Annotated in this window: 14 protein-coding genes; all 14 read right to left on the reverse strand. The window is 59.9% G+C overall.

Annotated elements, in window-relative coordinates; all coding sequences use genetic code 11:
- Positions 1 to 3: 3 nt before the first annotated feature.
- The 14 genes from pseC to LOY28_RS21945 all read right to left on the reverse strand — a co-directional run bounded on the left by pseC (position 4) and on the right by LOY28_RS21945 (position 21413).
- Entirely contained in the window at positions 4 to 1167 is a 1164-nt protein-coding gene (pseC, locus tag LOY28_RS21880; RefSeq protein ID WP_064619517.1) for a UDP-4-amino-4,6-dideoxy-N-acetyl-beta-L-altrosamine transaminase, read from the reverse strand.
- Positions 1164 to 2165, reverse strand: a complete 1002-nt coding sequence (pseB, locus tag LOY28_RS21885; protein WP_019579558.1) for a UDP-N-acetylglucosamine 4,6-dehydratase (inverting) — start codon at positions 2163 to 2165, stop codon at positions 1164 to 1166. Before pseB ends, pseC begins: the two co-directional genes overlap by 4 nt.
- A 30-nt stretch (positions 2166 to 2195) precedes the next feature.
- Positions 2196 to 5129: a TIGR00180 family glycosyltransferase gene (locus tag LOY28_RS21890; protein WP_258612534.1), complete on the reverse strand. Its 2934-nt coding sequence runs from the start codon at positions 5127 to 5129 to the stop codon at positions 2196 to 2198.
- Positions 5130 to 5183: 54 nt separating this feature from the next.
- The gene (locus tag LOY28_RS21895; RefSeq protein ID WP_258612535.1) at positions 5184 to 5912 is read right to left on the reverse strand and encodes a cephalosporin hydroxylase family protein; all 729 of its coding nucleotides are present in this window, start codon (positions 5910 to 5912) and stop codon (positions 5184 to 5186) included.
- Between the two features lie 30 nt (positions 5913 to 5942).
- The gene (locus tag LOY28_RS21900; RefSeq protein WP_018925023.1) at positions 5943 to 6608 is read right to left on the reverse strand and encodes an acetyltransferase; all 666 of its coding nucleotides are present in this window, start codon (positions 6606 to 6608) and stop codon (positions 5943 to 5945) included.
- The gene (locus tag LOY28_RS21905) at positions 6605 to 7726 is read right to left on the reverse strand and encodes a DegT/DnrJ/EryC1/StrS aminotransferase family protein (RefSeq protein WP_018925022.1); all 1122 of its coding nucleotides are present in this window, start codon (positions 7724 to 7726) and stop codon (positions 6605 to 6607) included. Before LOY28_RS21905 ends, LOY28_RS21900 begins: the two co-directional genes overlap by 4 nt.
- Positions 7723 to 8949 (reverse strand): class I SAM-dependent methyltransferase, encoded by a 1227-nt coding sequence (locus tag LOY28_RS21910; RefSeq protein WP_018925021.1) that lies wholly within the window; start codon positions 8947 to 8949, stop codon positions 7723 to 7725. Before LOY28_RS21910 ends, LOY28_RS21905 begins: the two co-directional genes overlap by 4 nt.
- Entirely contained in the window at positions 8946 to 9506 is a 561-nt protein-coding gene (locus LOY28_RS21915) for a dTDP-4-dehydrorhamnose 3,5-epimerase family protein (RefSeq protein WP_018925020.1), read from the reverse strand. The genes LOY28_RS21910 and LOY28_RS21915 overlap by 4 nt, the downstream gene beginning before the upstream one ends.
- A complete protein-coding gene (gene rfbG, locus LOY28_RS21920; protein WP_026286325.1) occupies positions 9503 to 10585 on the reverse strand; it encodes a CDP-glucose 4,6-dehydratase in 1083 nt (360 codons plus the stop codon). Before rfbG ends, LOY28_RS21915 begins: the two co-directional genes overlap by 4 nt.
- Positions 10567 to 11340, reverse strand: a complete 774-nt coding sequence (rfbF, locus tag LOY28_RS21925; protein WP_018925018.1) for a glucose-1-phosphate cytidylyltransferase — start codon at positions 11338 to 11340, stop codon at positions 10567 to 10569. The genes rfbG and rfbF overlap by 19 nt, the downstream gene beginning before the upstream one ends.
- Positions 11341 to 11619: 279 nt before the next feature.
- Positions 11620 to 12039 (reverse strand): hypothetical protein, encoded by a 420-nt coding sequence (locus tag LOY28_RS21930; RefSeq protein ID WP_258612536.1) that lies wholly within the window; start codon positions 12037 to 12039, stop codon positions 11620 to 11622.
- The gene (locus tag LOY28_RS21935; RefSeq protein WP_258612537.1) at positions 11960 to 15931 is read right to left on the reverse strand and encodes an S-layer family protein; all 3972 of its coding nucleotides are present in this window, start codon (positions 15929 to 15931) and stop codon (positions 11960 to 11962) included. Before LOY28_RS21935 ends, LOY28_RS21930 begins: the two co-directional genes overlap by 80 nt.
- 215 nt (positions 15932 to 16146) lie before the next feature.
- Positions 16147 to 19719: a glycosyltransferase gene (locus LOY28_RS21940; protein WP_258612538.1), complete on the reverse strand. Its 3573-nt coding sequence runs from the start codon at positions 19717 to 19719 to the stop codon at positions 16147 to 16149.
- 125 nt (positions 19720 to 19844) lie between these two features.
- Positions 19845 to 21413, reverse strand: a complete 1569-nt coding sequence (locus LOY28_RS21945) for a flagellar hook-associated protein 3 (protein ID WP_018929951.1) — start codon at positions 21411 to 21413, stop codon at positions 19845 to 19847.
- Between the last annotated feature and the right edge of the window lie 9 nt (positions 21414 to 21422).

Consider the following 21422-nt stretch of genomic DNA (forward strand, 5'->3'; position numbering starts at 1 on the left):
TCACTACTCCTCAAGGATCAGTCGTCGCAATTGCTCGACCACATAGTCCTGTTGTTCATCGCTCAGCAGAGGAAACAGCGGCAGGCTGATGGCCTCGGCGTAATAACGTTCGGCCTGGGGGAAATCACCCTCGGCAAAACCCAGGTCGCGATAGTACGGCTGCAAGTGCACGGGAATATAGTGCAGATTCACCCCGACACCGGCCGCTCGCAAGCCTTCGAACACCTGTCGATGACTGAGGCTGATCCGCTCCGTCTGCAAGCGCACCACGTACAGATGCCACGCCGATTCGGCTTCAGGCTGCGTGCTGGGCAAGGTCAGCGGCAAGTACGCCAGCAACCGGTCGTAACGCGCCGCCAGTTCGCGTCGACGCTCGATAAAGCCATCGAGCTTGTTCAGCTGTGACAGACCGAGTGCCGCTTGCAGATCGGTGATCCGGTAATTGAAGCCCAGCTCCACTTGCTGGTAGTACCAGGGGCCGTGGCTGGGTTCGGTCATCTGCTCGGGGTCACGGGTCATGCCGTGGCTGCGCAGACGTTGCAAGCGTTCGGCCAGTTCCGGGCGATTGGTCAGCACCATGCCGCCTTCGGCACTGGTGATGATCTTCACCGGGTGGAAACTGAACACGGTCATTGCCGCGAATTCACCGCAACCCACCGGGCGCCCGGCATAGGACGCGCCGACCGCGTGGGAGGCATCCTCGATCACCGTGAAACCGTAACGCTCGGCCAGTTCGGCGATCATGCGCATATCGCAGCTCTGCCCGGAGAACGCTACCGCCACCAGCACTTTCGGCAGCTTGCCGTCGCGCTCGGCGATTTCCAACTTCGACGCCAAGGCGTAGGCATCGAGGTTCCAGGTCAGCGGGTCAATGTCGACAAAATCGACGTCGGCGCCGCAGTAGCGACCGCAGTTGGCCGAGGCCAGAAAGGTATTCGGCGTGGTCCATAACCGATCGCCCGGCCCCAGGCCCGCGGCGAGACAGGCAATGTGCAACGCCGCCGTGGCATTGCACACCGCCACCGCGAAATCGGCCTGGCACCGCTCGGCCATCGCCTGTTCGAAACGCTCGATGGTCGGCCCTTGGGTCAGCCAGTCAGACTGCAACACGGCGACCACCGCATCGATGTCGGCCTGATCGAGGCTTTGCCGACCGTAGGGAATCATGCCGACAGTTCCGCGTGCAGGTCGGCGATCTGGCCGACCGACAGGAAGTGCGGGTTGGTATCGGAACGGTACTCGAAATCTTCGCCCACCGGCCGGCCCTGCTCGCCCAGTTTGTCCACGGCAAAATCCACGTCGACGCTGGTGAAACGGATCGACGGCTGAATGGTGTAGTGATCGTCGAACTCCAGGGTCATGCGCGCGTCGTCCAACGGCACCATCAGCTCATGGAGTTTTTCCCCCGGACGAATGCCGACGTGTTTGTGCGGCAAATGTTCAGCCATGCCCTGCGCCAGGTCGACGATGCGAATCGACGGGATCTTCGGCACAAATACTTCACCACCGTGCATGCGGGCGAAGCTGTCGAGCACAAACTTCACGCCGTGATCGAGGGTGATCCAGAACCGCGTCATGCGCTCATCGGTGATCGGCAGCTCTTTGGCGCCCTCGGCGATCAGTTTGCTGAAGAACGGCACCACCGAACCCCGTGAGCCAGCGACGTTGCCATAGCGCACCACGGCAAACCGGGTTTGTTGCTCGCCGGCAATGTTGTTGGCAGCCACGAACAATTTGTCCGACAGCAGCTTGGTCGCGCCGTACAAGTTGATCGGGCTGGCAGCCTTGTCGGTGGACAGCGCGACAACTTTTTTCACGCCGTTGTCGATGGCCGCGGCAATGATGTTTTCCGCGCCGTTGACGTTGGTGCGGATGCATTCGGTGGGGTTGTATTCCGCCGCCGGCACTTGCTTCAGCGCCGCGGCGTGCACCACGTAATCGATACCGCGCATGGCCTGACGCAAACGGTCGGCGTCACGCACATCACCGATGAAGTAACGCATGCACGGCGCGTTGAACGTCTGCTGCATCTCGTACTGTTTGAGCTCATCGCGGGAAAACACCACCACCCGCTTGGGCTGGTATTGCTCCAGCAAGCGACGGATGAAGTTGCGCCCGAACGAACCAGTGCCGCCAGAGATGAAAATCGATTTACCGTTGAACATGCCTTGAGTCCTTTTACCTGTCAGCCAGGCTTATGCGAGCAACTGCGCCCAGTTCACACTGGTCGGTTCGCCGAGAGTAAAGCCCTTGCCGGTCAAGGCCAGGTTCTGGTTGTAGGCTGAGTCCTGTTCGAAGCGGGCGGGCCACTTGTCGCGCAGGGCAGCTGCCGCCTGCGGATTGTCCGGCAAAGTCCCGGGGTGCGTAATCTGCACTTGTGGTGTCCAGACCGTCAGCAAACCTGCGTCGGCAACTTTCAGGCACAGATCGACATCGGCGTAAGCCTCGTCGAAATGCTCTTGGTCCAATCCACCGACGTCATCAAACACTTGCTTGCGAATCATCAGACAAGCACCAGAGACAGCCTGATAGTTCTGTTCGACGACCAAGCGACGCATGTAGCCCTGGGCATCTTTTTTCTCGCCTGCGAAAGGTGAAGCGACCCCGTCATTGAGGCCCAGAATCAAACCGGCCCCCGTCACATTGCCATTGGCATCCACCAGTTTGGCCCCGACCACTCCTACCTCAGGACGCTGCGCCTGGTTAAGCAGTGCCTCGATCCAGTTGGCGTTAACGACCTCGGCGTCCGCCGCCAGCAGCACCAGGTATTCGCCCTGAGCCTGTTCTACAGCCAGGTTAAGTAGTGCCGAAGTGCTCAGACGCTGCTCTGCCCTGACCAGACGAACCCGGCCACGACCGTTCTGCTCCAGGCTTTCCAGCCAGGCGAGCAGTTCGGCGGACTGGCTGTGATTGTCGACGATCACGATCTCATTGTTCTGATAGCGCGTGCGTTGCAACACGCTGACCAGGCAGCGCTGCAAACACTCCAGGTTGTCCTGGCTGTGAACGATGATCGAAACCTTCGGACGATCGGCGTGACGGTAGTCGATACGGTAGCCTCCCGACGCTTCGGCACTGACCTGGGCCTGATATCCGCGGGTCGCCAGATGACGAACCAGAGTCTGGCGTTCGTGTTCAATAGGCCCCGGCAGCGGTGCCTGGGTGATCAGCAAAGGCTCTGCCAGATGCGCGAGCCCGGCCAGGCCGCCGGCTTCGATCAGGCGCAGCAACAGGTCGAACTCGAGCGCCGAAGTGAACTCACGAGCAAAACCGCCGACCTCCACCAACACCTCACGCCGGATCAGCCAATGCCGCGCAGTCAGCGCCGGCAGGCTCTGCAACAAATCGAGGTTGAAGGCGGGACGGAAGACATCGACCAGCGTGCCATTGGCCTGACGATGAATCTCGTCCACCGCCACCGCACGGCAACCCTCGGCGTTCTGCAACTCCAGGCTGGCACGCAACAGACCCGCCGCGGTGAACTCGTCGCCCGCCTCGGCCAGCAGCAACCAGTCCGAGGTCGACTGGCGAGCAATCTGGTTCAGCTTATCGACATAGTTGCTCGTGGTGACCTTGACGAAATGCAGGGTGTTTTGTTCGGTGGTGACTGCCGGCAGATCGCCGGTGGTGAAGACCACCACTTTGAAGGCCCGGAACGCGCTCTCCATCAGACTATCGAAGCTGGCCTGAAGCTTGTCCATGTCTGCGTCCAGGTCCAGCAACAAAATGCCGAACTGGGGTCCACCGTCATTGGCTGCCAGATGCTGGTTGATTTTCCTCACCGCAGTCTCATTTGGCTCCCGTGCCTGCAACCAGTTGAGCAGACGTCCCGACGGCATCGTGTCGAGCAACTGACGACTATCGTGGGTCGGCACACTGTCCAGGCGCTGCACCCAATCGGCCAACACTTGGGCATCAGCCGTTTCCCCCATGTCCACCAGTTGCTGAGCGAGCTTTTGCACGACTCGACGGTTGAAGGCGCCGAGTTCCACGGCTTGAAGCAGGCGCGTCTGGATCGTCGCCGGACTGTCATTGGAGTAAGTACGCTGCAGTGTCTGCTGCTTGAGCAATGTCCCTTCCATTTCCTCAAGTTGCAAACGGCCGGCCGGCATTGCATGGAGCAGAAACTCGCACTCCGCCAGTTGCTCGAAGAAGGCGCTGTTGTAGAACGGCATCTCGACGTATTGCTCCGGGCCGAAGACACGCTTCGGGCCGACCGTCGGATCGGTCCAGTAAGACTCGAATATCGGTTCGATGGTCAGCGCGTTGCGGGCAGTCAGGCTGTCGGCCAAAGCGGCGAAGCTTTGCAGGGCCAACTGGGCGGTCTGCTGTTGGTCGAGACCGGTGATACCCGTCGGCAGCGATGACAGGAACCCGGCAAAGCGCTCGCGCTCGGCGACAGAGCGGGCGTCCTTGAAACTCAAGGTCGTCATGATTTCGGTGTTGTGATCCGAACGCCCGTAATTGACTTCACGTACCACATAGGGTGCCGGGAGAATTCGCGCCTTGGCCCGTGCCAGCATGTAGTACACGTGGCCGATTTCCTGCCACTGGAAGATCGTGCCTTCCGGCATCGCTTCGTACCAGTCACGCAACAACGAGGTCCGATGCACGGCATAGAACGGCGGAATGTACTGCCCCATGTAATCGAGTACACGGTCCTGGCCTTGTTCGGCGTTGTAATCCTCCTGCACCTTCTTGTCGCGACGGTAGTACTGCACATAATTGGCGTGGGTCAGGTACATCAGGCAATAGCCGTGGCACAAACCGTAGTCGGGGTTGGCTTCGAGGAAGTTCACCGATTCGGTGAGAGCACCGTGCAACAGGAAATCATCGTCGGAGGCGAACACCATGTACGGCGTGGTGACCTGTTCGACACCGTATACCAGCTTGGCCTGGATGCCCCAATAGCCGAACTGCGGCAAATGCCGATAGTCGATGGTGTCTGCAACCGTCGCCGCGCCATCCAGAGCAACGGCTGACGAATCAAGGACCAGGATCCTGCAAGGCAGCGTGCTGTAGAACTGCAACGCCCTGCGCAAAAACGCCGGACGATTGTGCGTAATCAGCACCAGAGTGAACAGCTCACTCAGGGGCAACGTGTTTTCAGAACCGTAAATGCCTTGCATATCCTTCCCCGCCACAGACCTATTGCCTGATGAACACTTGAATGAAGTTGTCGTTTAACGCACCCGGCGCAGGTAGCCATCCGGCGCGACGGTGATCAGCAGTTTGCTGTGAATCGCCTGATCGATCTCGAAATCCCGGTTTTCTTCCAGGTACGCCCAAACGGCGGTTTTAGGGTTATCACCCTTGCCCCATGGACGGTCCGGAAAGGCGTCTTCCGGCATGTCTTCGACGACCGTGTCCATGACCACGCAGTAGCTGCCGACCGAGACCATCGGTGCATACAGGCGCAACTCTTCCAGCACGTGCTGATGGGTGTGATTGGAGTCCAGCACCACCAGCACTTTCTTGCCCTGAATGCGCTCGCGCACCTGATCGACGATCGCGGTGTCGATGCTCGAACCCTGAATCATCTGGATTCGTTTGCTCATCGGATGGGCTTCGATCGCGTCGCGGTTGTGCTGGCGAATATCGATGTCGACACCCAGTACTTCACCATGGCCGATCAGCTCCAGCATCGAGGCGTAAAACACCAACGACCCGCCGTGGGCGATCCCGGTTTCCACGATCACATCCGGGCGCAAGTTCCAGATGATTTCCTGCATGGCCACCATGTCCTGGGGGAACTGAATGATCGGGCGGCCCATCCAGCTGAAGTTGTAGGTGTACTTGTGTTTGGCCGTGGTGCCGACCCAGTCCAGGGACTCGGCCTGCAGCGCTTTGTCTTTCTTCAAACCTTCGATGTTGCCTTTTACTTCTTCACGAAACTGCTCATGGGGATTCATCGCAACTCTCCAAAAAAAAAGGGAAACGGCTTACTTGAATACCTTACCGTCGGGGTAAGGCACCGCGTTGGTCTTGATGATCCTGGCGGGATTGCCCGCCACGACCGAATAATCCGGAACATCTTTGGTGACAACGGCGCCGGCGCCGATGGTGACCCAGCGACCGATGCGCAGGCGCGGCAGGATGGTGGCGTTGGTACCGATAAATGTCCCGTCGCCGATTTCCACGCAACCGGCGATACACACCCCTGGTGCCATGAAAACCGAGTGGCCGATCCGTCCTTCATGCCCCACCACGCTGCCGGCACTGATACTGGTGTTGTCGCCCAGCGTTACTTCGGCCTGCATGAGCACGCCTTCCTGTAGATAACTGCCCTGCCCCATGCGAATCATGGTCAGGTCGATACCCGGGTGAACGAATTGGCCCAGGGTGGCGCCGGCCTCGACCAGTTGGCGGGTGGTCTCGTAGCGCAGCCGGGTACTGCCGGTGATCAGGTTCACGAAGCGCGCCTGAGGCCCTTTGAGTTCGCTCACCCGATCCGAGCCGCCGATCACCGGTACCCCATAAAACAGCGTGCCCTGCTTACTCGGGTCGTTATCCAGAAAGGCGAATTCGACGTTGGGGGTGCTGCGCTTCACCGCGTGAAGCATGCGCACCGCTTCGGGGTTGGCCGCGCCCAGCAAATAAATCTTCACGACAGCTGCCTTTTTGCGAGCAGGGCACGCACGACATCCACCACTCGTTGCTGATCGGCGTCGGTCATATCGTGATAACTCGGCAGGTTGAATGCGCGCTCCGGCAAGGCGAAAGCCACCGGTGTGTCGACAGAGTGTTCGCTGAACATCGGCAACGACGACAACGGCCAGAAGAACACCCTGGCATCGATATCGGCAGCCTGGAAAGCGGCGATCAACTCATCCCGGCGAATCCCGGTCTCCGCATCGAACACCACTGTCGGCATCCAGTAGCCGTTACGCGAGTGCTCAGGCTCAGGGTTCAGGGAAACACCCGGCAGTAATGTCAGGGCGCGGGCGTAATTGGCGAAAATCTCACGCTTGCGACTGATCAGCTCATCGATACGCTCGACCTGAGCGCAACCGACGGCGGCCTGCAGGTTGCTCATCTTGTATTTGAAGCCGATGAACTCCGGCCAGAACTGTTTGGTGCTGCCAGCGACCCGGCCATGGTTGGATAAGGTCAGGACGCGCTCGTACAAGGCTTTGTCCGAGGTGACGAAAATCCCGCCCTCGCCGGTGGTCATGGTCTTGGTGCCATGAAACGAGAACGCACCGAATGCGCCTAGAGAACCGGCCGCCCGACCACGCCATTGCGAGCCAATGGCCTCAGCGGCGTCTTCGATCACCGGAATATTGTGTTCCCGACCGATCGCCAGCAAGGCGTCCATATCACACAGGTTACCGTAGAGGTGCACTGCGAGAATGGCTTTGGTTCGCGGGGTAATTGCACGCCTGACCTGCTCCGGGTCCAGGCACCAGCTATCCGCCAGAACATCGACGAATACCGGCGTGGCACCCAGGTAGGTAATGGGCGCCGCCGACGCGATCCAGTTAGTGTTGCCCAGGATCACCTCATCGCCAGCACCAATGTCCAACGCCGCCATCCCCATGTGCAAGGCGCCAGTACAGCTGGAGGTCGCGATGGCGTAGGTGGCGCCAAGATGCTCGGCAAAACCATGCTCGAAACGCGTCAGATATTCGTAGCAACGTGCGCCCCAACCGTTCTGAACGGCGTCCAGGGCATACCGGGCTTCCAACTCGCCCACGCTCGGCTTGGTGTAATGAATTCTGCTCATTGAATGCTCAACTCCGGAACGGCGACAACAAACCGCGCGCCCCACACTTTGACCGAGGCGAATTGTTGGGTGATCTCAGTCAACAGGTTCCAGGGCAAAACCAGGATGTAGTCGGGTTTTTCAAGATCGATGCGGTCGGGCGAAACCACCGGGATTCGACTGCCCGGCAAGTACTTGCCCTGCTTGTGCGGGTTGGCATCGGCCACCCAGGCCAACAGGTCCGGTTTGACCCCGGCGTAGTTGAGCAAGGTGTTGCCCTTGGCTGCCGCACCATAACCGACCACGCGCTTGCCGTCGGCCTTGGCTTGCAGCAGGAAACGCAGCAGTTCGTGCTTGATGCCCTCGGCCGCTGGCGCCAGGGTCGCGTAGTACTCGGGGGTTTTCACTCCCGCTGCCAGCTCGGCCTGCAACTGCTGTTGAACGGCTGGCTGCACCTCACGGCGAACACCGTCGGCCCGCTGGACGAACACCCGCAACGAACCGCCATGGGTCGACAACTGGCTGACATCGAACACTTCCAGGCCATTGCGCTCGCACAAGGTCTGCACGGCGGTCAGGGACAGGTAGGAATAGTGCTCGTGATACAGCGTGTCGAATTGCTGCCCGGCCATCAGCGTCAGCAGTTGCGGAAATTCGAACGTCGCCACACCGGTCGGCTTGAGCAAGGTGGAGAACCCACCGAGAAAATCATTAATGTCCGGCACATGCGCCAACACGTTGTTGGCGGCCATCAGGTCGGCGGCCCAGCCTTCGCTTTTCAGCTGCGCGGCGGTGTCGCGACCGAAGAACAGTTCGCGAATCTCCAGGCCTTTTTCCCGCGCCGCTTGCGCGGTGCTGCGGGTTGGTTCAACGCCCAGGCAGGGGATGCCGCGCCCGGCAACGTACTGCAACAGGTAACCGTCGTTGGCGGCGATTTCCACCACGCGACTGTCGGCAGTCAGGCCGAAGCGTTCGACCATCTCGGCGACATAGCGCTCGGCATGGGCCAGCCAGGTGCTGGAGAACGAACTGAAATACGCATACTCGGCGTCGAACAGACTGTCGGCGCTGGTGTAATCCTCGGTCTGCACCAGCCAGCACTGCTGACACACCGCGACCTTCAATGGCACCCATTGCTCGGCTTGTTCCAGGCGATCGGCGTGCACATAGGCGTTGGATGGCGGCGAGGTGCCGAGATCGATCAGCGGCAAGGCCAGAGGAGTACCGCAACCACGGCAGTTCATAGACGCACTCCAGCGAAGTGTTCATCGAGCAAGGGATGGCTGGAATCCCTGGCCGACAGATTATTGACAGGCAACGGCCAGGCAATCGCCAGCCGTGGATCGTTCACCGACAACCCGCCCTCGTACGCAGGCGTGTAATCAGCGCTGTGCAGGTAGAGCAATTCGGCGTCATCGGTCAGCGTCTGGAAGCCGTGGGCGAACCCGGACGGGATCAGCAAGCTGCGACCGTCACCGGCCTTCAGGTGCTCGGCGTGCCAGTGCAGAAAGGTTTCGGAATCGGGGCGCAAGTCCACCGCCACATCCCAGACTTCGCCGCGCAGGCAGGTAATCAACTTGGCTTCCGGCGCATTGGAATTTTGATAATGCAGACCGCGCACACTGCCCCGCGCACGGGTGCAGGAGTGGTTGATCTGGCGGATATGAAACGGCTGGCCGAAAGCGCTCAGGCTGCCTTCGCAAAACAGCCGGGCGAAATGCCCACGATCATCTTCGAAGCGTTTGTGCTGCACGCTGAACAGACCGGCCAGCGGCAAGGCTTTCAACAGAAACTCGCTCACAACGCGCCTCGGTACAGGTTCAACTGGTTCAGGGTGACTTCACGCATGTCATCACCGTTCTGCCACGCCAGATGCCAATCGAGGGTCTGGGTCAGGCACTGCTGCAACGACCAGCGCGGTTGCCAGGCCAACCGTTGACGGGCGCGACTGCTGTCCAGGCGCAACAGGCCGGCTTCGTGCAAATCACTCGGCTCGATGCGCAATCCGCGTGCTTGCGGCCAGCGGCTGGCAAGCAACTCGACCACTTCGCCGACGCTGCACATGTCCGCTTCGCTCGGACCGAAGTTCCACGCGCCGGCAAACTGTGGGCCTTGTTCGTAGAGACCGGCAGCCAATTGCAGGTAACCTGCCAAAGGCTCAAGAGCGTGCTGCCATGGGCGCACGGCCTGCGGGTAGCGCAGGGTCACTGGCTGGTCGGCCGACCAGGCCTTGAGCACATCGGGAATCAGGCGTTCCGGCGCAAAGTCACCGCCGCCCAGCACATTGCCAGCACGGGCGGTGGCCAACGCCAAGCCATGCTCGGCGTACTTGTCGGCCGGGAAAAACGATGCGGCATAAGACTGCGCCAACAATTCGCAGCAAGCCTTGCTGCTGCTGTAAGGATCGTGACCGCCCAGGGCTTCGTCTTCGCGGTACGGCCACAGCCATTCCTTGTTGGCGTAGACCTTGTCGGTGGTCACTAACACACAGGCACGCACGCCGCCGACCTGGCGGATCGCTTCGAGCAGATTGAGCGTGCCCATGACGTTACTGGAATAGGTGCCGAGCGGATCGCGATAGCCTTCGCGCACCAGCGGTTGGGCCGCCAGGTGCAGGACGATTTGCGGCTGGGTTTCGACGATCAGTTCCAGCAAGGCGCCCAGATCACGCAGATCACCACGCTGATCGTTGATGCCCTCGTGTACCCGCGCCAGTTCGAACAGGCTCGGCTCGGTGGACGGATCGAGCGAAAACCCGCTGACCTCGGCCCCGAGGCTTTGCAGCCACAACGTCAACCAGCTGCCCTTGAAACCGGTGTGGCCGGTCAGCAGCACCCGTTTGCCACGCCAGAACTCCGGACTCAGGCCCATTGCTTCCATGGGGCCTCCCCGCTCTGCCACAGCGCTTCGAGGTGGTTCTTGTCGCGCAGGGTGTCCATCGGATGCCAAAAGCCGTCGTGCTGGAAAGCAGCAAGCTGGCCATCGCTGGCCAGGCCGGTCAAAGGTTCGGACTCCCAAACCGTCTCATCCGCGGTAATCAGCGGCAGCACCTTAGGCGACAGCACAAAGAAACCACCATTGATCCAGCCACCGTCCCCACGAGGTTTTTCAGTGAAACCGCGAACCAGATAACCTTCGCGCTCCAGGGCGCCATAACGACCGGGCGGCTGGACCGCCGTGACCGTGGCAAGCTTGCCGTGGGAAAGGTGAAAGTCCACCAGGGCGCTGATGTTCAAGTCAGACACGCCGTCGCCGTAGGTAAAGCAGAACGCTTCTTCGTTTTCCAGATAGCGGCCGGCCCGTCGCAAACGGCCACCAGTCATGGTTTCCTCACCGGTGTCGATCAGCGTGACGCGCCACGGCTCACTGTAATTCTGGTGAACGTCCATACGGTTGTTGCACATGTCGAAAGTGACGTCGGAGGTGTGCAGAAAGTAGTTGGCGAAGAAGTCCTTGATCGCATAGCCCTTGTAGCCAAGGCAGATCACGAAGTCATGAATCCCGTGGGCGGAGTACTGTTTCATGATGTGCCAAAGAATTGGCTTGCCACCGATCTCGATCATCGGCTTGGGCTTCAGGTGCGATTCTTCGCTGATGCGCGTGCCCAGGCCACCCGCCAGAATTACTGCCTTCATCGTCTCCCCTCTTGTTCTTCACAGAGCTCGGCCAAGCTATTTCAAGCTTTTGCGGGCTGTCTGGCTAAAACGTTCTGCCATGTCAGACGCTGGCGTACCGGCCGCAAGCGCTCGTTTTATGGCGATATCAGGGGGACTTGCAGGAAACGCGCCAGCTCATGAATCCAGATAGAAAGCACAAAAAAGGGACGAATCCGGATCACGCAGACCCGGTTCGTCCCCAAGTGTAAAGCGGGCACCTTCATCCCGTTGCAGGAGAGAAGGCGCCTGATTCAGGTCTCAGCCAAACATGGCAAACGCATCACTATTGGCCGGCATGTTGAAGAGCTGTCCGTCCGCCGTCTGGATTTGCTCGATGGTATCGGAGCCGGCGAACCAGTCCTTGAGCTGTACACCTTCCTGCGGAACCTGTCCTGGACTAACACTCGATCGGTGCAGGTAGAGGTCATCACCGACACGATCAACCAGCAGCTCGGCACTGCTGATGTACGACAGCACTATTTTGTCGGAGCGGCTGGTACCGTCATCCTGGATCGTCACCAATGCCGAGGTGTTGACGTTGTAGGTATCGTCATCCTCGCCACCAAAGGCCGACCCGCTGGCTTGCAGCACCAGATTGTCATCTCCAGCACCGCCAAACAGCGAGAAACCGAAGCCCGTGCCGGTCAGCAGGTCGCCACCGCCCCCACCATCGGCCATGCCATGAATCACCGTGATGACGTCGCCCCCCCGCTTCACCATAGGCCCGGCTACCCTCATCGCTGGCAGCGGTGACGATGGTGTCGTTGCCATTGCCGCCATACAAGGTGTCAGCCTGCGGCCCATTGATCACACCATCAAGGGTGAATGGCCCGATCTGGGACACCAGCCCGCCGTAGAGGTAATCGTTGCCGTCGCCACCGTAGACGACGTCATTACCCAACCCGCCTTCAAGGTAGTTGACGTTGGCATCACCGGTCAGGGTGTCATTGAAGTGGCTGCCCACTACGCGCTCGATGTTGCGCAGCACATCGCCCTGGGCATCCCCGCCCTGGTTGACGTTGGTCTGCAAGTTGATGTCCACAGCGGTGGTATTGGTGATGTACAAGACGCTGTCCTGCCCCTCGCGGCCGTCAATCACATCCGCACCTGCACCACCGATAAAGACGTCACCGAACCGCGAACCCGACAACGTGTCATCAAAGTTGCTGCCCTGGAAGAACTCAATGTTGGTGTAGGTGTCACCCGCGGCATCTCCGGCGTTGGCATTGGTGGTCAGGTCGATGGTCACCGCAGAGTCCGAAAGCTCGTAACTGACCAGGTCCTGCCCAACGGCACCGTCCAGGCCCATGGCAGTGGTACCGCCATAGAAAATGTCGTTGTAGCTCGACCCCTTGATCGCTTCGATGCCGGTGAAGGTATCGCCTGCCCCGATCCCGGAGTACACACCGGCCTTCAGGTTGATGATCATCGCCACGGTGCTGTCGCTATAGCCTGCCGTGTCATAACCGGCACCACCGATGAACTGGTCGGCGCCCGCGCCACCGTACAGCGTGTCGGCACCCGAACCGCCGGTGATGATGTTGTCGCTGGCATTGCCCCAACCGGTGTACGCACCACTGCCGGTGAAGGTCAGGCGCTCGATGTTAGCGGCCATGAAGGTGTGGCTGGGGTTGACCACCGACACGCGCATTTCATCGTTGCCGCCATCGGCCAGCTCGACGATGCTCGGCGTGGCACTGGTGTTGATGTAGTAGATATCGTCCCCGGCACCGCCTTCGAACGCTATCCCGCCCAGTGCAACGGTGAAGCTGTCGTTGAACGCCGAACCGATGACTCTTTCGATGTTGGTCAGGGTGCTGCCCTCGGCGTCGCCGCCGGTGCCCGCCAGGCCCGTACCCAGACGAATATCAACGTTCACCGCAGCGGTCGACGTCGAGTAATCGACCGTATCGGTACCGACTCCGCCGTCGAAGTCCGTGCCTCGACCGTCGCCGACAAAGGTGTCGTTGTAGTTCGAACCCTTGATCGCTTCGATGTCGGTGAAGGTATCGCCTGCCCCGATTCCGGAATGCACACCGGTCTTCAGATTGATGTTCATCGCCACGGTGCTGTCGGTATAGCCTGCCGTGTCATAACCGGCACCACCGATGAACTGGTCGGCGCCCGCGCCACCGTACAGCGTGTCGGCACCCGAACCGCCGGTGATGATGTTGTCGCTGGCATTGCCCCAACCGGTGTACGCGCCACTGCCGGTGAAGGTCAGGCGCTCGATGTTAGCGGCCATGAAGGTGTGGCTGGGGTTGACCACCGACACGCGCATTTCATCGTTGCCGCCATCGGCCAGCTCGACGATGCTCGGCGTGGCACTGGTGTTGATGTAGTAGATATCGTCCCCGGCACCGCCTTCGAACGCTATCCCGCCCAGTGCAACGGTGAAGCTGTCGTTGAACGCCGAACCGATGACTCTTTCGATGTTGGTCAGGGTGCTGCCCTCGGCGTCGCCGCCGGTGCCCGCCAGGCCCGTACCCAGACGAATATCAACGTTCACCGCAGCGGTCGACGTCGAGTAATCGACCGTATCGGTACCGACTCCGCCGTCGAAGTCCGTGCCTCGACCGTCGCCGACAAAGGTGTCGTTGTAGTTCGAACCCTTGATCGCTTCGATGTCGGTGAAGGTATCGCCTGCCCCGATTCCGGAATGCACACCGGTCTTCAGATTGATGTTCATCGCCACGGTGCTGTCGGTATAGCCTGCCGTGTCATAACCGGCACCACCGATGAACTGGTCGGCGCCCGCGCCACCGTACAGCGTGTCGGCACCCGAACCGCCGGTGATGATGTTGTCGCTGGCATTGCCCCAACCGGTGTACGCACCACTGCCGGTGAAGGTCAGGCGCTCGATGTTAGCGGCCATGAAGGTGTGGCTGGGGTTGACCACCGACACGCGCATTTCATCGTTGCCGCCATCGGCCAGCTCGACGATGCTCGGCGTGGCACTGGTGTTGATGTAGTAGATATCGTCCCCGGCACCGCCTTCGAACGCTATCCCGCCCAGTGCAACGGTGAAGCTGTCGTTGAACGCCGAACCGATGACTCTTTCGATGTTGGTCAGGGTGCTGCCCTCGGCGTCGCCGCCGGTGCCCGCCAGGCCCGTACCCAGACGAATATCAACGTTCACCGCAGCGGTCGACGTCGAGTAATCGACCGTATCGGTACCGACTCCGCCGTCGAAGTCCGTGCCTCGACCGTCGCCGACAAAGGTGTCGTTGTAGTTCGAACCCTTGATCGCTTCGATGTCGGTGAAGGTATCGCCCGCTCCGATTCCGGAATGCACACCGGTCTTCAGATTGATGTTCATCGCCACGGTGCTGTCGGTATAGCCGACAGTGTCAAAACCGGCACCACCGATGAACTGGTCGGCGCCCGCGCCACCGTACAGCGTGTCGGCACCCGAACCGCCGGTGATGATGTTGTCGCTGGCATTGCCCCAACCGGTGTACGCGCCACTGCCGGTGAAGGTCAGGCGCTCGATGTTAGCGGCCATGAAGGTGTGGCTGGGGTTGACCACCGACACGCGCATTTCATCGTTGCCGCCATCGGCCAGCTCGACGATGCTCGGCGTGGCACTGGTGTTGATGTAGTAGATATCGTCCCCGGCACCGCCTTCGAACGCTATCCCGCCCAGTGCAACGGTGAAGCTGTCGTTGAACGCCGAACCGATGACTCTTTCGATGTTGGTCAGGGTGCTGCCCTCGGCGTCGCCGCCGGTGCCCGCCAGGCCCGTACCCAGACGAATATCAACGTTCACCGCAGCGGTCGACGTCGAGTAATCGACCGTATCGGTACCGACTCCGCCGTCGAAGTCCGTGCCTCGACCGTCGCCGACAAAGGTGTCGTTGTAGTTCGAACCCTTGATCGCTTCGATGTCGGTGAAGGTATCGCCTGCCCCGATTCCGGAATGCACACCGGTCTTCAGATTGATGTTCATCGCCACGGTGCTGTCGGTATAGCCTGCCGTGTCATAACCGGCACCACCGATGAACTGGTCGGCGCCCGCGCCACCGTACAGCGTGTCGGCACCCGAACCGCCGGTGATGATGTTGTCGCTGGCATTGCCCCAACCGGTGTACGCACCACTGCCGGTGAAGGTCAGGCGCTCGATGTTAGCGGCCATGAAGGTGTGGCTGGGGTTGACCACCGACACGCGCATTTCATCGTTGCCGCCATCGGCCAGCTCGACGATGCTCGGCGTGGCACTGGTGTTGATGTAGTAGATATCGTCCCCGGCACCGCCTTCGAACGCTATCCCGCCCAGTGCAACGGTGAAGCTGTCGTTGAACGCCGAACCGATGACTCTTTCGATGTTGGTCAGGGTGCTGCCCTCGGCGTCGCCGCCGGTGCCCGCCAGGCCCGTACCCAGACGAATATCAACGTTCACCGCAGCGGCCGACGTCGAATAGTCCACGGTATCAGTACCGGTGCCGCCATCCAGCTTGTCCGCACCGGCACTCCCTTTGATCACATCATTGCCACCCAAGGCATAGATCTCATCATCCCCACTGGTACCTGTCAGCGTATCCACGCCATTTGTCCCGTTTATCACTGCCATTGCGACTTCTTCCTTGCCATATTGTTGAACCAGATACCTGCCGCCACGACGACCTGCAAACGCAGGTCGCTGACGAGTCTTTCAATAAACAAAGCTGTGGCGATTTATCGACATAAACGACACAAAGCTTGAGCCGCCGCCGCAAATTTGTAGCGCACCCGGCACAAACAAAACAGGCGGCCCAAGGCCGCCTGCAGGTGTACATCCATGCTAGATCAGTTTGGCAGCCAACCCTCGGCCCAGTAGTTGAGGTTGTTGCCCTTGAGCATGTAATCGCGCAGCACTTCCTCACGCAGCGCATCGCCCATGCGATAGCTCGCATCAGGCTCGGACAGGTGCATGCGGATTGCCTCGAGCCATTCCTCGGTGCTGTTGCTCACGACCTTGGTGCAGGGCAGATAGCCGCGATAGGCTTCTGTGTCGGTGCAAATCACCGGGTAACCGCAGGCGCCGTACTCCAGCAGACGCAAGTTGCTCTTACAGTCGTTGAAGATGTGGAACTCCAGAGGAGCCAGTGCCAGGTCGAGGTTCAGGCTGGCCAGTTTGGCGGGGTAAGCCTCAAGAGCGACGCCCGTGTGAAACTCATGCACAAATGGCCGTAGAGCCTCGGGGCACATTCCGAAAAATACCCATTCGACTTCATCGGCAAGCAGGCGCACCACATCCGCAATAATTGCCAGGTCACCATCATGACTGGTGCCACCGCCCCAGCCTACGCGGGGTTTGCGCGAAGTACGACGATGACTGGTGAGCCCCGTCCACAGATGCGGTGCAAGCATGTTCGGCACCACCCGAATATCGTGATGCATGTCACGCAATGCATCCGCCAGCGGCTGAGTCGATACCACGACCCGATCACACAATCCGACACCACGCCGCACCAGTTTGTCGACACCCACTTCGGCCTTGCGGATGTGTGCGTTCTTTTTCGGCACATCGATCACGTAATCGTCGAGCTCAAAAATCCGGAAGGCTTGCGAACAGTTTTTGATTCGCTCGACCTCATCGACAGCCCCTTGGCTGTAGCGCCCCTGCAGGATGATCACGTCGGGCGAGCACCGCTCAAGTTCAATGTCCGTCGGCGTATGGTAGGTCATATGCCCTACCACTCGCCCCGCCGCCTCCAGCTCGAGGAACGGCTGGCTGACCCGATAATGCCCCACCGCCGTGGCGTTGATCGGAATCGCCAGGATCTTGGGCAGGGGCTGACGGGTGAAGGGATCCCACCCGTCCTTGAACCCAGGCTCCAGACTGAAATTGCTGGTGCCCAGACTCAGGTTCCGGTTATACGCCGGATCCCTGGCAACCAGGGGCAACCAGTTCCGGTAGAAGTGTTTCTGCTCAGCCTGCAGCACTTTGGGTGCGGGCCCGACAGTGGAAGCCGGGATCGCCTGCACCAGCTCGGCGTATGGCGTCCATACCACCAGGTAGCCGGCCTGCCGCACACGCAGACAAAAATCAGGACCATTAAGCGCCTGGGCCAAATGTTGTTCGTCCAACCCCTGCAACTCGTCGAAAACCTGCTTGCGTACCAGGAGACAATCGACGCCGACCGCACTGAAGTTCTGTACAGTTTGCTGACGCTGCATGTAGCCAGGGGCGTTGAGCAACTCTCCGCGATTGGGGACACCAATGGCCCCCCGCAACCCCAGAACCAGTGCCGAACCCTCGATCCGGCCCTGCGGACTCAGCATCCGCCCGCCAACTACACCGACCTCAGGGCGCAGGCCGTGATTCAGCAACTCGTCCAGCCAATCGGCATTGACGATGATGTTATGGGGGCTGAGCAACAGCAGATAGTCGCCCCGCGCCTGGGCCGCGGCGAAGTTATGCACCGCTGCCTGGTTGTCGCCATAGTCACAGCGCAGCACTCGCAGTTTGTCGCTGCCCATTTGCTCCATGGCCGCCAGCCAGCTACAGGCATCTGCGGCAATGCTGGCGTTATCGGCAATCAAAATCTCGTAACGCGAATAGGCCGTTTTTTCCAACAGACTTTCAACACAGCGCTGCAAAGAACCGATCTGGTCCCTGGTGGAGATGATGATCGATACAAGAGGCTGCTGGTCATGGAGGTAGTCAACACGATTGATCAGCGCCAGACTGCCGCTACGGACGCGGTGTGGCGCCTCAATACGCTGTAGATGCGCGGCAAGTACCCGAGGATTCTGCTCGATGACCTGGGGTTGCGAGAGCCACTGAGACAGGCGCAAGGCAGACTCCACGAGCACTTCGCTCACATGGCCGATGGCGTGCGGGCCATTGCTCTCCACCAGACGCCAGACCAGATCGTGAACACCGAGCTCATCGTAGCCCGCAACAATGCCGCCAAGCTCGAGAACCCGCTGACGCTGTAAAGCGAGGACCCGGCCGATGTAAGGGTAACTACGCATCAAGTCAAGATTGAAGTCCGGCTTGAACACGGGCTCGATCGACACCTCATCGCGCAGCCCTCCCTCATCGCTATAGAGACAGCGCACGTCCGGCATTTCGACCATGCGCTCGGCCAGCAGCAACAAGGCCAGCTCGTTCAAACGATCGCCCGCCCGGACCAGATAGATCCAGTCTGCCTCATCCAGTTGCCTCAGCAGTCGATTGAACTGAGCGACCGGTTCTTCATGCAAACGTACATGACGCACACCTTCGCAGGGCGCATGCTCCGAACGGGAAATCACCACCACCTGCTCGGCGGCATAAACCTGCTGACGAATACTCTTGAGCGTATCTTCCAGCGCTACGCTATTACCTTCGCTATCAATGACAATCGGCACAATCCGCGGACGCCAGGCCCACCCCTGCAGGCGGGCAGGCAAAAGACGCTGTTGAGCGGGGTTCAATGTGCGGCAAGACAACCATTCACGATACAGGTCGACAAAACTGTCGCAGTCGTCACCCACCCGGGAAAGCACCAGGGTGTGTATGAAACTCAGGGATCGGCCCAACCCCGACTCTTCCCAGGCATAGGGCTGACCATCGACTGCATCGGCCAGAGCCATATAGCGCACCCAGCCTGGTGCAGGTGCCGGCTCGCCACTGCGCAATGCAAGCATCTGTTTGAGCCAGTCGAGCTCTGTCGCCAGCGCATTCCTGACGTGTGGCTGATTACTCAATCGCGCCGGGTGCAGGCGCTCGAGACTCAGAACCTGACTGACGACAACCAGATTGCCGCGACGCAACAAACAGGCAAACAAGGCGAAGTCCAGGCGAGCCACGAAACCTTCACCGACCTGGGTCAACGCCGGCAAATACTCCAGCGCATGACGGGTACGCAGCAGCGCCCCGCTCAAACCGCTGAGGAAGTTGACCAGGGTGCTTTCCAGAATCCCCAACAGATCCTCACCCTTGAACAGCGTGATGCCAGTAGAAAAACAGCAGTTTTCCAGCCGCTCGGACAACAGGATGTAATCGCCGTCGCAAAACTGTCGCTGGGCGATGACCAGATTCACGTCATCACGATCGATAAAACCTTCGATCTGCTGCTTGATGCACTCAGGCAACAGTTGATCGTCGTCGCACAGCAGCTTCAGATAATCGCCGCTGGCCTCTTGTGCGCAAGCCATGAGGTTACCCTGAAATCCCAAGCGTCGATCATTGCGTACATAACGTAACCGGATCGACTGCGGCACCTCACAATCCTCGACGATCCGGCGGATTTCGTCGCCGACACTGTCGTCGCAGACAATCACTTCGAGGTTGCTGTAGGTTTGATTCAGCGCGCTTTGCAACGCCGCCTGAAAGAACAGCGGATTGAAGGCGGGGATGGCGATGCTGACAAGAGGGACTGGTTTCACGGCAGGGGAACTCTCGAGCGGCGGAAGCTCACTCTAAAAAGAGTGGAGCCTCCCGGAACCGCTGAAAAAAGACGGTTTGCACTCGGCAATCTGCAACCCTCGCGATAAATCGCGAAGGCCTGGATTCAGACTTTGTTGAACAGCCCCAACTGAGCGATCTTGCTGAACGCCAATTGCGAGGCCTGCAACATGGTTTGCTGCAGGGTCAGGCGGGTCATCACTTCGGCCGGATCGGAATCGCGAATCGACGACTGGGTCTGGGTATTGGCCAGCGCCAGACTCTGGTTGATCTCAGTCTGAGTGGTCAATGACGAACCGCGCCCCCCCACGGAACTGATGCCGGCCGCCAACTGGTCGATGCCACTGGACAGATTGCCAATGCCTGAACCGATCGCCGCGTTTAATTGCTGGATGGCGATCGGGTTGTTGTTGGTCGGTGTCGCCAGTGCGGTCTTCAGTTGGCTGACGGTATCCAGAACGTTCTGTGTCTGGTGTGTGTTGACTGCAACGGAGAACTGGTCACCCGCAGCCGGTGTACCGGCCAACGTAAAGGTAACGCCGGACGCGGTTGCCGTGGCACCGGCCATGGTGCCGCTGGACACCGGTTTGCTGCTGGCGGTCAGTGGCGCGGCGTACAAATCGTAGTTCGTGGCGCTGGTGAACTTGAGGATCGCACTACCGTTCGGGAAACTGGCGTGGTAGTTGGCGCTGTTGGTGACCGCGGTACCGGTGACCAGTGCCGCCGAAGGATTCCCCGGGCTGCGAGACGTAGTGAAGCTGTCCGGCTTGGCCGCCAGGGTGAAACTGTGCCCGGTGATCACTGTACCCGGGACGTCACCCGCTTGCAGGTTGATGTTCAACTTCAGATCAACGCCACGGAAATTGACAGTCTGTGTGGCCGCACCGTTGGTGGAGCTGAACACACCATTCTGACTGGCCTCGGCGGTGACGTCGTTACCTAGGGAATCGGTAATTTTCAACTGCGTGCCGCTGACGAAATCCACGGTGTAAGGCTCACCGCTGCGGAACTTGGCGTTGTAGGTGACATCGGAGCCGACCTGACCGTTGGACAACACCACACGACCGTCATCGACCGCAGGCGCGGTGAGCGTGGTCTGAGTACGGCTGGTGTTGATCGCCTGCTGGAACACATCCCAACCGGTGCTGTTGGTGGCCATCGACTGGGTATCGCCAATCGGCAGATCCAGCGTGACCTGATCACCGTTGTAGGCGTAGCTGCCATCGGTGTTGCGGGTGAACGGCACCACATCACCCTTGGACCCGGAGAAGATGTACTTGCCGTTTTCATCCTTGGTGTTCATCAGGCTGAGCAGTTGCTCTTCAATCTGCCCCAGTTCGGAAGCGTTCGCCTGACGGTCGGCATCGGTATAGCCAGCGTTGCCTGCGCCGAGCGCCAGCTCTTTGGCGCGCTGCAGCACGTTGCCAATACTGGTCATCACCGACTCGGTCTGGCCTAGGGTGCCTTTGATGGTGGTCATGTTGGCCGAGTACTGGTCAAGCATCGAAGCCTGCTGACCCAATTGCAGCAAACGAGAAGCGCCGACCGGATCGTCGGCCGCGGTATTCACGCGAACCAGGCTGCTGGCCTCTTCGCTGCTCTTGACCACGTTGGAAAAGTTCTTCTGATAGTTGGCAGCAGAGGACTCGTAAAACTGGGCGGTAGAAATGCGCATGGGCTACGA

Source organism: Pseudomonas sp. B21-017 (genome assembly GCF_024749245.1).
Lineage (GTDB): Bacteria > Pseudomonadota > Gammaproteobacteria > Pseudomonadales > Pseudomonadaceae > Aquipseudomonas.

Bases quoted from the DNA above. Each gene is read 5' to 3' on its own strand.
- pseC (WP_064619517.1), bottom strand. From the start codon at position 1,167: ATGATTCCCTACGGTCGGCAAAGCCTCGATCAGGCCGACATCGATGCG.
- LOY28_RS21945 (WP_018929951.1), bottom strand. From the start codon at position 21,413: ATGCGCATTTCTACCGCCCAGTTTTACGAGTCCTCTGCTGCCAACTAT.
- LOY28_RS21935 (WP_258612537.1), bottom strand. From the start codon at position 15,931: ATGGCAGTGATAAACGGGACAAATGGCGTGGATACGCTGACAGGTACC.
- LOY28_RS21930 (WP_258612536.1), bottom strand. From the start codon at position 12,039: ATGGCCGATGGTGGGGGCGGTGGCGACCTGCTGACCGGCACGGGCTTC.
- pseB (WP_019579558.1), bottom strand. From the start codon at position 2,165: ATGTTCAACGGTAAATCGATTTTCATCTCTGGCGGCACTGGTTCGTTC.
- LOY28_RS21890 (WP_258612534.1), bottom strand. From the start codon at position 5,129: ATGCAAGGCATTTACGGTTCTGAAAACACGTTGCCCCTGAGTGAGCTG.
- LOY28_RS21905 (WP_018925022.1), bottom strand. From the start codon at position 7,726: ATGAGCAGAATTCATTACACCAAGCCGAGCGTGGGCGAGTTGGAAGCC.
- LOY28_RS21895 (WP_258612535.1), bottom strand. From the start codon at position 5,912: ATGAATCCCCATGAGCAGTTTCGTGAAGAAGTAAAAGGCAACATCGAA.
- LOY28_RS21910 (WP_018925021.1), bottom strand. From the start codon at position 8,949: ATGAACTGCCGTGGTTGCGGTACTCCTCTGGCCTTGCCGCTGATCGAT.
- rfbF (WP_018925018.1), bottom strand. From the start codon at position 11,340: ATGAAGGCAGTAATTCTGGCGGGTGGCCTGGGCACGCGCATCAGCGAA.
- rfbG (WP_026286325.1), bottom strand. From the start codon at position 10,585: ATGGAAGCAATGGGCCTGAGTCCGGAGTTCTGGCGTGGCAAACGGGTG.